This is a genomic window from Mycolicibacterium xanthum (genome assembly GCF_019710635.1).
In the GTDB taxonomy this organism is placed as follows: Bacteria; Actinomycetota; Actinomycetes; order Mycobacteriales; family Mycobacteriaceae; genus Mycobacterium; species Mycobacterium xanthum.
In genome coordinates this window covers 22,876-35,791 of record NZ_JAIFZS010000048.1, presented here as the reverse complement: position 1 = coordinate 35,791, position 12,916 = coordinate 22,876, and the positions used below count along the sequence as shown (strand labels likewise).

General features: G+C 70.5%; 12 protein-coding genes. 4 read left to right on the top strand and 8 right to left on the bottom strand.

Features of this window, described 5'->3' with window-relative positions:
* Nucleotides 1–53 precede the first annotated feature (53 nt).
* Nucleotides 54–632 (top strand): DUF1707 SHOCT-like domain-containing protein, encoded by a 579-nt coding sequence (locus tag JDV09_RS18735; RefSeq protein WP_221370656.1) that lies wholly within the window; start codon nt 54–56, stop codon nt 630–632.
* Nucleotides 633–648: 16 nt separating this feature from the next.
* On the opposite strand, the gene JDV09_RS18730 is transcribed toward JDV09_RS18735, so the two are convergent.
* The 8 genes from JDV09_RS18730 to JDV09_RS18695 all read right to left on the bottom strand — a co-directional run bounded on the left by JDV09_RS18730 (nt 649) and on the right by JDV09_RS18695 (nt 10,777).
* Nucleotides 649–2,622, bottom strand: a complete 1,974-nt coding sequence (locus JDV09_RS18730) for a VWA domain-containing protein (protein ID WP_221370655.1) — start codon at nt 2,620–2,622, stop codon at nt 649–651.
* Nucleotides 2,623–2,682: 60 nt separating this feature from the next.
* Nucleotides 2,683–4,077, bottom strand: a complete 1,395-nt coding sequence (locus JDV09_RS18725) for a sigma 54-interacting transcriptional regulator (RefSeq protein WP_221370654.1) — start codon at nt 4,075–4,077, stop codon at nt 2,683–2,685.
* A gap of 109 nt (nt 4,078–4,186) precedes the next feature.
* Nucleotides 4,187–5,779: a bifunctional phosphoribosylaminoimidazolecarboxamide formyltransferase/IMP cyclohydrolase gene (purH, locus tag JDV09_RS18720; RefSeq protein WP_221370653.1), complete on the bottom strand. Its 1,593-nt coding sequence runs from the start codon at nt 5,777–5,779 to the stop codon at nt 4,187–4,189.
* The gene (gene purN, locus JDV09_RS18715; protein ID WP_221370652.1) at nt 5,776–6,405 is read right to left on the bottom strand and encodes a phosphoribosylglycinamide formyltransferase; all 630 of its coding nucleotides are present in this window, start codon (nt 6,403–6,405) and stop codon (nt 5,776–5,778) included. The genes purH and purN overlap by 4 nt, the downstream gene beginning before the upstream one ends.
* Nucleotides 6,406–6,426: 21 nt before the next feature.
* Complete coding sequence (locus JDV09_RS18710) at nt 6,427–7,950, bottom strand: cell division protein PerM (protein WP_308124166.1); 1,524 nt, start codon at nt 7,948–7,950, stop codon at nt 6,427–6,429.
* Nucleotides 7,951–8,009: 59 nt separating this feature from the next.
* Nucleotides 8,010–8,858, bottom strand: a complete 849-nt coding sequence (locus JDV09_RS18705; RefSeq protein WP_221370651.1) for a DUF5336 domain-containing protein — start codon at nt 8,856–8,858, stop codon at nt 8,010–8,012.
* Between the two features lie 256 nt (nt 8,859–9,114).
* A complete protein-coding gene (locus JDV09_RS18700) occupies nt 9,115–10,272 on the bottom strand; it encodes a type III PLP-dependent enzyme (RefSeq protein ID WP_221370650.1) in 1,158 nt (385 codons plus the stop codon).
* Nucleotides 10,241–10,777, bottom strand: coding sequence for a hypothetical protein (locus JDV09_RS18695; protein WP_221370649.1), 537 nt, complete (start codon nt 10,775–10,777; stop codon nt 10,241–10,243). Before JDV09_RS18695 ends, JDV09_RS18700 begins: the two co-directional genes overlap by 32 nt.
* A gap of 131 nt (nt 10,778–10,908) precedes the next feature.
* Here JDV09_RS18695 and JDV09_RS18690 point away from each other — a divergent pair, with 131 nt between their 5' ends.
* The 3 genes from JDV09_RS18690 to JDV09_RS18680 are packed head-to-tail and all read left to right on the top strand — an operon-like array spanning nt 10,909 to nt 12,886.
* A complete protein-coding gene (locus JDV09_RS18690) occupies nt 10,909–11,757 on the top strand; it encodes an LLM class F420-dependent oxidoreductase (protein ID WP_221370648.1) in 849 nt (282 codons plus the stop codon).
* Nucleotides 11,754–12,308: a hypothetical protein gene (locus JDV09_RS18685; protein WP_221370647.1), complete on the top strand. Its 555-nt coding sequence runs from the start codon at nt 11,754–11,756 to the stop codon at nt 12,306–12,308. Before JDV09_RS18690 ends, JDV09_RS18685 begins: the two co-directional genes overlap by 4 nt.
* Nucleotides 12,308–12,886, top strand: a complete 579-nt coding sequence (locus JDV09_RS18680; protein ID WP_221370646.1) for a hypothetical protein — start codon at nt 12,308–12,310, stop codon at nt 12,884–12,886. Before JDV09_RS18685 ends, JDV09_RS18680 begins: the two co-directional genes overlap by 1 nt.
* Nucleotides 12,887–12,916 lie beyond the last annotated feature (30 nt).

The following is a 12,916-nucleotide window of genomic DNA, read 5'->3' as shown; positions in this document are numbered from 1 at the left end:
GTTCGTCGTAGGCTCGTGGCGATGTGCGCGCCCGCGATGACCAGAAGGCCCCTGTGAGCACCCCGCCCTCACCGGACGGGCCGACCGGCGCGGTGGACACCGACCGTATCGAGGTGGCCCAGCTGCTGACCGAGGCGGCCGCTTCGGGAGCCCTCGACCTCGGCGAATACGAGAACCGCCTGACGAAGGCGTACGCGGCGCAGACTCAGGACGAACTGGACCGGCTGTCGGACGACCTGCCCAGCGCGGTCACCCGGGGGCGCTGCGGCCCGTGCCGGCCCGCGCCGTCGACGCTGCTGCTGGCGATCCTGACCGGGTTCGAGCGGCGCGGACGCTGGAACGTCCCGAAGAAGCTCACCACGTTCGCGCTGTTCGGCGGCGGCGTGGTCGATTTGCGCTACGCCGACTTCACCTGCCACGACGTCGACATCCACTCGATCTCGATCATGGGCGGCCAGACCATCCTGGTTCCGCCCGAGGTCAACGTCGACCTGCACGGCGTGGGGGTGATGGGCAACTTCGACCACACCGTCAGCGGAGAGGGCTCCCCCGGCGCGCCGTGTGTCCGTATTCGCGGGTTCTCACTGTGGGGCAACGTCGGCGTCAAACGCAAGAAGCGCAAGTCCGGCTGAACTCCGCTCCGCGGTGTCAGCGCCGCCGCTTGGCGCCCAGGTAGTCGCCCACCACCGCGGCACCCAGCCCGTCCAGATCGGGCACCACCACCCGGCCCCCGACCCGGCGGGCGACCTGGTCGATGAAGCGCGCGAGGCCGGGATCGCTGCCCAGCCGGAAGATCGTCACCTGCGCGCCGATCTTCGCGACCTCGTCGAAGCCCCGGACCGTGTGCGCGATCGTGCGGGGGTGCGGAGGGTAATCGAAGAACACCGAAGAATGTCCGTCTCCCTCGTAGTCCTCGAGGTGCGCCGTCGGCTCTCCGTCGGTGACGACCAGCACGACCGGCTGGGCGTTGGGGTGGCGGCGCAGGTGCCGGGTGGCCAGCGCGAGCGCGTGGTGCAGGTTGGTGCCCTGCTCGTAGACGCCCTCGAGCCCGGTCAGCTCGGCCGGTGTGACGGTGCGCGCATAGCGGCCGAACGCGACGATCTGCAGGGCGTCCGAGCGGAACCGGGTGCTGACCAGATGGTTGAGCGCCAGCGCGGTGCGCTTCATCGGCAGCCAGCGGTTCTCCATCACCATCGAGAACGACGTGTCCACCAGCAGTGCCACCGCGGCCTGGGTGCGGGTCTCGGTCTCGGAGATCTCGACGTCGTCGACGGTGATCCGCACCGGCAGCGGACGCTCACCGGTTCCGGCCTCCCGTAACACTGCATTGGTCACAGTGCGGGTGACGTTCCACGGCTCGGTGTCGCCGAACTGCCACGGCCGGGTGGCTCCGGTCAGCTCTCCCGCCGCCCCGGCACGGCGGGTGTCCCGCTCCCCGTGTCGCCCCGACAGTTGTTGCGCCACATCCCGTAAAGCGGCCTGGCCGAGCTGGCGCATCGCCTTCGGGGACAGTCGCCACTTCCCGTCGGAGCCGCGGTCGAGAAATCCCTGGTTCATCAGCGCGCGTTCCAGCTCGGCGAGGGTACGCGCGTCCACCGCCGCCTGGTCGCCGAGCTGGCGGGCCAGCATGTCGAGATCGACGTCATCCATGCTGGCGCCGGAGTAACTCTGGGACAGCTGCTCGGCGAGCTGTTCGAGCTCGGCGATGTCGGCCATCGCCTGCGCGCCTTCCCCCATGCCGAGCGGGTCGTCACCGGAGAAGCGCTGCGAGCCGTCCCAGTCCTCACCCGGACGAGCAGCCTGCAGGTGGGCATCGAGCCGATTCAGCGCGTTCATCAGCGACGGCGACCCGAACGCCTGCTGCGCAAGGGAATCCAGCTCGGCCCGCTGCTGCTCGGTGAGGCTGTTGCGGAACCGCTGCGCGGCTGCGGCACGTTGGGCCAGCGAGTCGAGCAACTCGTCGATGTTGCTCGGGTTCTCCGGGAAGAACTGGCCGTGCTTGGCCATGAAGTCCTGGAAGTCTTCCGGCGAATCCTCGCCCTTGGCGTGCTTGTCGAGCAGCTCGTTGAGGTCGTCTAGCATCTCGTTGACGCGTTGGCGGTCCTCGTCGGTGGCGTTCTCCAGCGCCTGCTTCATGCCGGCGAAACGCTGGTCGAGCATCTCGCGGCCGAGCAGATCCTTGATCTGGTCGTACTTCTCGCGCGCCTCCTGCGAGCGCCAGTCGTATTCGGCGAGCTCCTGCACCGCCTTGGCCGGTGAGGGTGACAGGGAATCGAGTTGCAGCTCGCCGAACCGGGCGTCGTCGTCGAGGGCACGCGCCAGTTCCTTGCGCTCCGCCAGGACCGCCTCGTCGAGCAGCTTCTTGATGTCGGCCAAGGTGCCGTCGAGGTTGTTGTGCTGCAACAGCTCTCGCCGGCGCCGGTTGGCCTCCGCGGCGAGCTTGTCGGCGCCCGCCATGTTCTTCGAGCCCCGCCGCAGCAGTTCGGACAGCGCGCGGCGCGGCGAGGTGCCCTCCATGACGTCCTGCCCGATCGCCTCCAGCGCCTCCCGCAGGTCGATGGGCGGAGCCAACGGGTCGGGGCCGCCGGTGTATCGCGAGTACCGCGAGAGCCTTCTACTCATGACCGCACTCTCCCCCGCAAGCGGGAGGTGCCCCCACGCCGCTTGATCGTCGTACGGCCCTCAGCCATAGACCGTCTCGCCTTCGCCGGAGACCTTGTCGATGCGCTTGGCCAGGTACAGCGCCTCGAGTGCGAGCTCGATCGCCGCGGCGCGCTGCCCCTCCGACCGGGCGTCGAGGCGGCGCTGGATCTCGGCCACCGCCGGCACTTCGGGCAGCGCATCGAGCACCTCGCGGGCGGAGACCCGTTCACCGGTGGTGACCGGCGAGCCGCCCTCCACTGCGGTGACGATCGGCGCAACGTCGATGCCCCCCAGCAGGCGCTGGGCGGTATCGGCCGTCGCCCGCCGCAGCAGGTGCTCGAGGACCGCCTGCTCGCGGCCCTCCTCACCGGATTCGAACTCCAGCTTGCCGCGCAGCACGTCGATCACGGTGCCGAGGTCGACGACCCGGGCAACCGGGTCCGACTCACCGAGCAGCGCGCCGCGGTGCCGCGCCGAGGCGGCGACGGTCTCGGCCGCCGCGATCGCGAACCGGGCCGACACCCCGGAACGCTGGTCGACGGACGTCGACTCGCGCAGGCTGCGGGCGAATCGGGCCAGGATCTGCATCAGGTAGTCGGGCACCTCGGCGGCCAGGTGAGCCTCCTGGCTGATGACGCCGACCTCGGCGTCGAGCTCGAGCGGATAGTGGGTGCGGATCTCGGCGCCGAACCGGTCCTTGAGCGGGGTGATGATGCGCCCACGGTTCGTGTAGTCCTCGGGGTTGGCGCTGGCCACGACCAGCACGTCCAGCGGCAGCCGCAGCGTGTAGCCGCGCACCTGGATATCGCGTTCCTCCATCACGTTGAGCATCGCGACCTGGATGCGTTCGGCGAGGTCGGGGAGCTCGTTGACGGCGACGATGCCGCGGTGTGCGCGCGGGATCAGCCCGTAGGCGATGGTCTCGGGATCGCCGAGGCTGCGGCCCTCGGCGACCTTGATCGGGTCGATGTCGCCGACCAGGTCGGCAACGCTGGTGTCCGGGGTGGCCAGCTTCTCGGTGTAGCGGTCACTGCGGTGCCGCCAGGTGATCGGCAGGTCGTCACCGGAATCGGCGGCCCGGCGGATCGATTCCGGGGTGATCGGGCTGTACGGGTGCTCGCCCAACTCGGCACCCGCGATAACCGGCGTCCACTCGTCGAGCAGCCCGCTCAGCGCCCGCAGCAGCCTGGTCTTGCCCTGGCCACGCTCGCCGAGCAGCACGATGTCGTGCCCGGCGATCAACGCCCGCTCCAGCTGCGGGAGGACTGTGTCGTCGAACCCGAGAATGCCGGGCCAGATGTCGGCCACCTCGGCTCCCGAAGCGAGCGCCGCAAGCAGATTCTCCCGGATCTCGGCCTTCACGCTGCGTTCGCGGTGCCCGGAGGCACGGAGTTCGCCGACGGTGCGGGGGAGGTCGTTGGGTGCAGTCACCACTCCACGCTACGACTCTTCCCCCCGCGCGCGCGTGCCTGTCCCCGACATAGCGCCGCACGCTGGGATTATGCGCCCGGCCCCGGCTCCGCATGGGCTCACGGCGCAGATGTCAGTGCGCGAAGTGCCGCGCGCCGGTCAGGTACAGCGTGATGCCCGCGACTTCGGCGGCCGCCGTGACTTCGGCGTCGCGGACCGAGCCGCCCGGGTGCACCACGGCCGTCACGCCTGCGCGGATCAGGGTCTCCAGCCCGTCGGGGAACGGGAAGAACGCGTCGGAGGCGGCCACCGCGTTCCGGGTGCGGTCCCCGGCACGTTCCACCGCCAGCCGGGCCGCGTCGACCCGGTTCACCTGGCCCATTCCGACGCCGACCGTCGCGCCGTCCTTGGCGACGACGATCGCGTTGGACTTCACCGCCCGGCAGGTACGCCACGCGAAGACCAGGTCGGCGAGCGTGGCGGGGTCGGCCGGCGTGCCGGTGGCCAGGGTCCAGTTGGCGGGGTCGTCGCCGGCGGCGTCGACGGCGTCGCGCTGCTGCAGCAGCAGACCACCGCTGATCTGGCGGAACTCGGTCCCACCGGGGGACGGCTCGGCCGCCACCAGCACGCGGATGTTCTTCTTGCCGGCCAGCACCTCCACAGCGCCGGGCTCGTAGGCGGGCGCGATGATCACCTCGGTGAAGATGCCCGCCACCGTCTCGGCCATCTCGACGGTGACCTCGGCGTTGGCCGCGATCACGCCGCCGAACGCCGACAACGGGTCGCAGGCGTGGGCCTTGCGGTGGGCGTCGGCCACCGACACCGACGACACCGCGATGCCGCACGGGTTGGCGTGCTTGATGATCGCCACACAGATGTCCTCGTGGTCGAACGCCGCCCGCCAGGCCGCGTCGGCATCGGTGTAGTTGTTGTAGGACATCTCTTTTCCGTGCAGCTGCTCGGCCTGCGCCAGTCCCGGCCACCCGCCGTCGTCGCAGTACAGCGCCGCCTGCTGGTGCGGGTTCTCGCCGTAGCGCAGCACCGCGGTGCGGCGGAACGTCGCACCCAGCCACGCCGGCAGCGACTCGACCGCCGTACCGTCCGCAGCGTCCTCGGGAGCCAGCACCGTCTCCATCCACGCCGCGACGGCGACGTCGTACTCCGCGGTGTGGCGGAACGCCAACGAGGCCAACTTCTTCCGCTCCTTCAGCGTGAAGCCGCCGGCCCGCACCGCGGCCAGCACACCGTCATAGCCGAGCGGATCGACCACCACGGCCACGCTCGGATGGTTCTTGGCCGCGGCACGCACCATCGAGGGGCCGCCGATGTCGATCTGCTCGACGCACTCGTCCTCGTCGGCACCGGAGTTCACCGTCTGGGTGAACGGGTAGAGGTTCACCACGACGAGCTCGAACGGGGCCACACCGAGGTCGGCGAGCGCCGAGACGTGCTCGGATTTGCGCTGATCGGCCAGCAGCCCGGCGTGCACTCGCGGATGCAGGGTCTTGACGCGGCCGTCGAGCACCTCCGGGAAGCCGGTGACCTGCTCCACCGGGGTGACCGGAACACCGGCGCCGGCAATGGTTTTCGCGGTGGAACCGGTGGAAACGAGCTCCACCCCGGCGTCGTGCAGCCCCTGAGCGAGGGGCACCAGACCGGTCTTGTCGTAGACGCTGATCAGCGCGCGGCGAACCTTGCGCCGGTACGGGAGGGTGATCTCGGTCATCCTATGGTCGCCTTTCGTCCTGTCCAGGTCACGCCGCGGGTCGCCAGCGCGGCCAGGACATCCACCAGAAGCTGCCGTTCGACCACCTTGATCCGCTCGTGCAGGGTGGCCTCGTCGTCGCCGTCGAGAACGGGCACGGCCTGCTGCGCCAGGATCGGTCCGGTGTCGGTGCCGGCGTCGACCAGGTGCACGGTGCACCCGGTGACGCGGACCCCGTAATCCAGGGCCTCGGGTACCGCGTGCGCCCCGGGGAAGGCGGGCAGCAGGGCCGGGTGTGTGTTGACCACCCGCCCGGGGAACCGCGAAAGAAACGCGGGTCCAAGAATTTTCATGAAGCCGGCCGACACCACCAGGTCGGGTTGGTGGGCGGCGGTCGCCTCGGTGATGGCGGCGTCCCAGGCGCTGCGGTCCGGATGGTCGCGCAGCCCGACGGTGAAGGTCGGCACCCCGGCGTCCGACGCGATGTCGAGGGCGCGACACGCCCGGTCGGTGCCGACCGCGACGACCCGGGCGGGATAGTCGCCGACGGCCGACTCGAGCAGCGACGCCAGCAGCGAGCCGGTGCCGGAGGCCAGCACGACCAACCGCGCCGGCGCACTCGGGGGCACACGGACCGCGGGCTGCACGCCAGAGAGCCTAATGGGTGGTCAGTCGGCGATGCGTCCGCGGCTGCCATCTGCCCCGTCGTCGGCATCGACGACGAAGTGGTCCTCGGGGTCGAGATCCACCGGCGCGGGCAGATCGGCACCGGGCTGCTCGTCCTCGGCAGCCGCCGGTTCGGCTTCGGGTGCGCCGGACTCGGCGGCGGCTTCGGGTGCGCCGGACTCGGCGGCGACTTCGGGTGCCTCGCCGGGCTCGGCGGCGGCTTCGGGTGCCTCGCCGGGCTCGGGGACCGGCGCGGGTGCCTCGCCGGGCTCCGGCGGCTCCGGTCCAGAGGCGTCGCCCGCCTCGTCGGTCGCGGAGGCCCCGGGCTCGGCGACGGGGTCCTCGGGCTCGGCGGCGGGCGCGGGCGTGCGCACCCTGGGCCGGAGGCCGCCGGACATCACCACGGTCAGCGCGCCGATCCCGGCGAACCACAGGAACACCGCGGGCGCGAACGTCGCCTGGTCGATCCCGACGTCGCCGAAGTTGCCCAGTGCCCCCCCGGCCGCGTACCCCAGCAGCGCCATCGTCGCCGCGGCCAGCGCCGCGGCGACCACCACCTTGGCCAGCGCGGACAGCAGCGGCAGCGGGTGTCGCGCACACTGTTGTCCCAGCGCCACCGCGGCAGCGGCCGCGATGATCATCAACGCCACCCACACGGGCCCCAACGGGGGCGTCGGCACGGCGGCGAGCACCGGCAACGCCGGGATGTCGCCGCCCAGGACCGTGAACGAGCTGAAGGTGGCCAGCCCGACGTGCGCGGAGGACCCCACCGCCACCGCGGCGGCGCCCACCATCACGTTGGGGATGTACAGCACCGACAGCACGGTGAGGCTGAACTGGCCGAACATCGAGTCGGTGATCGAATACAACTCGTGCATCGTCGCCCAGTGCACGACCAGCGAGCCCGCGGTGACCACACCGGACAGCCCCATCAGGGCCAACACCCCCGCCGCGGCGGCGCGTACGGCGTCGGCGAGAAAATCCGGCAGCGGCGAGGACGCCAGCAGACGCCGGCCCACGCGCGATCCGACGCCGAGCGATGCGCCGATCGCGTGCACCGCGAACACCCCGCCGAACGCGCGCAGCGCGTCCGGGGTCTGCAACTCGGTCAGCACCGACGCCGCATCGTGGATGACCGCCAGGCAGATCGCCGCGATCAGCACCGGGCCACCCAGTGCCGACGCGACCACCCAGCGCGTCACGAGCCAGGAGGCCGACGTCGTCGCCGCCGCGGTGGTCCGTGCGGTCCCGTAGACCATCGCCAGCACCGGAAGCAACGGCATCACGCCCAGCGCACTGCCGCCGATCGACACCGGGACCTGGTGCACGGCCAGCCACATGCTGGCGATCGCGCCGAGCGCACCGGTCATGTCGCTGTTGGCGATCACCAGCTGCAGCAGCACCACCGCCGCGATGACGACCAGCGCGACCACCGACGGACCGAACGCCACCCGCAGCAGGTCACGCGCCTGGCGCGCACCCCTTGAGGGCCTGGGGGTGCCGCCCACGTGTGGGGCACTGTTCACGGGTCGGGCCGCTCCTCGCACAAGCTCGGCGCACGGCGTTCGCGCACGCGCGGCTCAGACTACGACGACGACTCACCCGACTGCGAAGATGACGACTGCTGGGGCGGCGTGGGCACCTGGGTCGTCGGCGCATTGCTGGACGGCGGTTGGCCGTAGGTCGGGAACCCGGTGGGAGGCGTCGGCGGCCCCGACGGAGCCACGGCGGGGAACCCGCCGGTGGACGGACCGGTACCGGGGTAGCCGCCGTACGGCGTCGGGTAGCCGGGACGCGGCTGCTGGTTCTGGGGCGGCACGGGCGGCTGGCCGGGTTGGCCGTAATACGGACCCGGGTACTGACCGAAGTGCTGGGGCTGTTCGTAGCGGGGCCGGGGCGCCGGTGAGGTGATGATCCCGGCATCGAACAGCAGGACCACCAGGGCGACGGCCGCCTGCAACAGCGTGAACGCGATGACGAGGTAGAGCCCCCAGCCCAGCGAGGCGCCGGCGGGTTTGTTGATGACCTCCGCCAGGACCAGCAGGAAACTCAGCGTCGCGGCGACCGCCGCGATCGCGACGTGGCTCTGCTGCTTGGGTAGCAGGCCCAATCCCGCCAGGAGTCCGGCCAGCACCGCGGCGATCACGGCGAAAGCCAGGCCCAGCGAGCTGCCGCTGAGCTGGCCCAGACCGGGAAACTGCGAGGCGGTGATGGTGAACTGCGGCGCGAAGCTGGACAGGTAGACCAGCAGGCCGAGCACGGCGACAACACCACTGAGGTACATCGGGAGCTTGCGGGGAAGGCCGGCTCCGGCAGCGCCGGGTTCGTGCTCGGCGACCTTGGCGAACTGTTGGGTCGGCGCGGCGAACTGCGTGGTCGGCTGCTGCGCTGGCGGGTATCCGGATCCTCCGGGCGCGCCTTGTGGGTACGACATGACCTCTCCTGTGCTGTGCGGCATGGCGCCGGCTTCGACGTTCGGTCGACGGCATCGGCGACAGACCGCGTGAGCGATTAGAACCCCACGCTAGCGCACCCCCGCAGACAGCCCGCACGCCTCGCCTGAGGGCCATGGCGGCTCTCAGCGCATTCACATCTCGGCTACGGCGCTGACCTGCGGGAGTGATTGCGAGCGGCGTTACGCGGCAACGATTTCGGACGTCTCCGACAGGATTTCGGACGTCTCCGGCAGGTCAGCCCATCACGATCGGAGTGGCGGGAAGTCCGTTGAACCGCGATGAGGTGACGCTCGTGTAGGCGCCCATCATCGGGCTGACCAGCACGTCGCCGACGTTCAGCGCGGGCATCGGGTAGTCGTGGGCGACCACGTCGGCGCTGTCGCAGGTCGGGCCCGCCAGCGTCACCGGTTCCAGGCAGCCATGCTGTCCGGTGAGCTCCTTCAGCCCGAGGATGGGTGGATGGACGTCCTCGGTCGTCACGTTGGAGTAGCTTCCGTACACGCCGTCATCGAGGTAATGCCACACCCGGCCCGCGCGGACCGCGGTGCCGACGACGCTGGTCAGCAGCGTCATGCAGTCGGCCGCGAGGAACCGTCCCGGCTCGGCGAGCAGGGTGAACTCTCCGCGCATCCCGCCCAGCGCCTCGTCGACCGCGGCGGCGACCAGGTCGATGGACGGTTCGCGCTCGCGGTAGCCGACCGGAAATCCGCCGCCGATGTCGATGACCCGGGTCGGCACGCCGAACGTGTCGCGCAGGCGCCCGACCAGTTCGAGCGTGCGAAGCAGCGCATCCCGATAGGGGCCCGGCGAGCAGGTCTGGCTGCCCACGTGGAAGCTGAAGCCGGCGAACCGCACGCCGGTCGCGATCACCTGCTTGACCAGCAGCTCGGCCTCGGCCGACTCGATCCCGAATTTCGTCGACAGATCAGATTTCGCGCCCGGGTTGCGGAAGGCCAGCCGCACCAGGATCTCGATGTCGGGTGAACGACCACAGAACTTCTGGGCCTCGGCGAGGTTCTCGACGACGAAGGTGCGCACCCCCGCGGCGTAGGCGTGATCGATGTCGGCCGGCTTCTTGATCGGATGGGTGAAGATGCACCTGTGCATCGGCAGCCCGAGCGCTGCGATCAGATCGACCTCGGCGCGCGTCGCCACGTCGAACCCGCCGCCGCAGATCGCGATGGTGGTCAAGACGATCGGGTGCGGCAACGCCTTGACCGCGTAGTGCAGACCGAAGCCGGGCAGCGCCTGCTCGAGCCGGCGGAATCGGCGGGCCACCCGGTGGGGCTCCAGGACGAGCAGCGGGGTGCCGTGGGTATCGGCGAGGCGCGACCAGCGCTGGGCGCGGTCGCGCAGTTCCTCACACAGCTGGGACCGTCGTTGTCGGTTCATCGGATTCCCCCTCCTGGTTCGCGGGTCGAGGACGGCGCTGTACGAGCAGGCCCGCGAATCGCTCGTAGCTGACGATCGCGCACGCATAGAAGCCGACGTCGGACACCAGCTTCGCGAAGATCCAGCCGGCGGCGACGTTGCCGAACAACAGCGGGCCGGCGTAGAAGGCGATCGGCCGCACGATGACGCTGTCGATCAGCTCAGCGGGCCCGAACTCGACCGCCACGCTGCGCAGCGCGAGCAGATTGGCCAGCACCAGCCGCGCCAGCGGCGGCCGGTGCGCCAGAGCGCGGTGACTCCACCGCACGGCGTTGAGATAGGCGGCCGCGTAGTACCCGCCGGAGGCCCCGATGGTGGCCGCGACGGCGGCCGCGGCCAGCGACCCCGTGATCGCGTACGCCAGCGCCGCGCCGCCGAGCTCACCAACCGTCCCGGCGATCTCACACGGCAGGTACCGGCGCAGCCACTCCCCGATCTTCTGCCGTCTCGCCGCCTTGTCGCCCATGTCCAGAACTGTTCCGAAGCGGCGGTTCGCCGTCGCGAGTAGCGCGATACCCGAATTCCCGGGCGGCGGCCGCGAAGGACTACGCAGTCCGCACCTTGCGGACGCGTATTGGAACACGTTCTAATTCAGGTATGGATTTCGGTTTGGTGCTGTTCACGTCGGATCGCGGTATCACCCCGGCGGCCGCGGCGAAACTGGCCGACGAACACGGATTCACCACGTTCTACGTGCCCGAACACACCCACATCCCGATCAAGCGGGCCGCCGCCCACCCCACCACCGGCGACGAAACCCTGCCCGACGACCGCTACATGCGCACCCTGGACCCCTGGGTCTCCCTCGGCACCGCCGCCGCGGTCACCACCCGGGTGCGGCTGTCCACCGCGGTGGCCCTACCCGTCGAACACGATCCGATCACCCTGGCCAAGTCCATCGCCACCCTCGACCACCTGTCCGGCGGACGGGTGTCCCTGGGCGTCGGCTTCGGCTGGAACACCGACGAACTGGCCGACCACAACGTGCCCCCCGGCCGGCGCCGCACCATGCTGCGCGAATACCTCGAGGCGATGCGTGCCCTGTGGACCCGGGAAGAGGCCGAATATGACGGGGAATTCGTCACATTCGGCCCGTCCTGGGCCTGGCCGAAACCGGTTCAGGCGCACATCCCCGTGCTGGTCGGCGCCGCGGGCACCGAGAAGAACTTCAAGTGGATCGCCCGCTCAGCCGACGGCTGGATCACCACCCCCCGTGACGTGAACATCGACGAACCCGTCAAACTCCTGCAGGACACCTGGGCCGGCGCCGGCCGCGACGGAGCACCGCAGATCGTGGCGCTGGACTTCAAACCCGACCCGGACAAACTCGCCCGCTGGCGTGACCTCGGCGTCACCGAAGTCCTCTTCGGGCTGCCCGATTGCAGCCCCGACGACGTCACCGCCTACGTCGAACGACTCGCCGACAAGCTCGGTGCGCTGGTATGAAGCCCCCCCACCCGGGTGAACGGGCCGCCGCCGCGATACCGCGGCTCGGGGTTCTCGCCGTCGCAGCGGCACCGCTGCTCGGGGTTCTCGCCATCGCAGCGGCACCGGGCGTCGCGGCCGCCGACCCGGGCTTTCCCGACCTGTCCGCATACCCGGCCGTCGATGCCGTCGACTACCTGCAGAGCTACCCGTACTTCTCCGGTTTCGCCTTCGAGACCCCGGACGGTCTGCGCTGCGCGCACAACGAATTGAACTCGCGCGACGATCCGTCCCGCTCGACGCTGTCGTGCGAGGGTCCGCGCCCGGACCGGGGCCCCGGCACCTGGCAGGTCCTGGTCGCCACCGATGAAGCGGCCGTCGCCGAACCGTCCTATCCGCCGCTGGACCCGGCGATTCCGACCGATCCCGCGACCGCGCCGCGAACGCTGCCCGCGCTGCACAAGATCGTCTACGCGGGAATAGAGTGCGCGGCCGACGACCGGGGTATGACGGCATGCCGGATCGGCGAGCACGGCTTCGTGCTGACCCCTACCTCGACGGAGCTGTTCTGATGCCGGCCGGCCACCGCCCGATCACCAGAACCCTCGTCCTCGCCGGGGTGTTCGGTTGTATCGCCGTCGCCGGGTGTTCCCGGTTCGAGATCCCCAACCCGGACCCGTCCCCGCTACCGCCGCCGACCACCGAGACGACGAGCACCCAACCCCCGCCCGATGTCGACTTCCCCGACCTGACCGGTTTCACCGAGGCCGGGGAGCGCTACGACCAGACCAATGTCCCGAGGGTTCAAGGCTTCTACTTCTCCACGCCGGACGGCCTGCTCTGCGGCAGCAATGCCTACCCCGAGCCGCAGTTCGAGTACGTCAGCTGTCGGGGACCGATGCCCGCGCAGGGGCCCGGCGTCTGGGAGGTCACCGTGCATCGCGGGCAGCCGGCGACGGTCGAGTCGATCGACGGCGATCCCGGCTACGCAGCGGACAGCGCCGACCCGCCCGCGGTTCTGCCGCCGCTGCACAAGGTGACGGCGAGCAAGGGTGACGCCCTCTGCGCCGTCGACGACGAGCACTCGACCGCATGCCGCCTCGGTGACCACGGCTTCGTGATCAGCCCGTCGTCGACCGAGTTGTTCTGATCAGCGTGGTTCTGATCAGCGTGGTTCTGA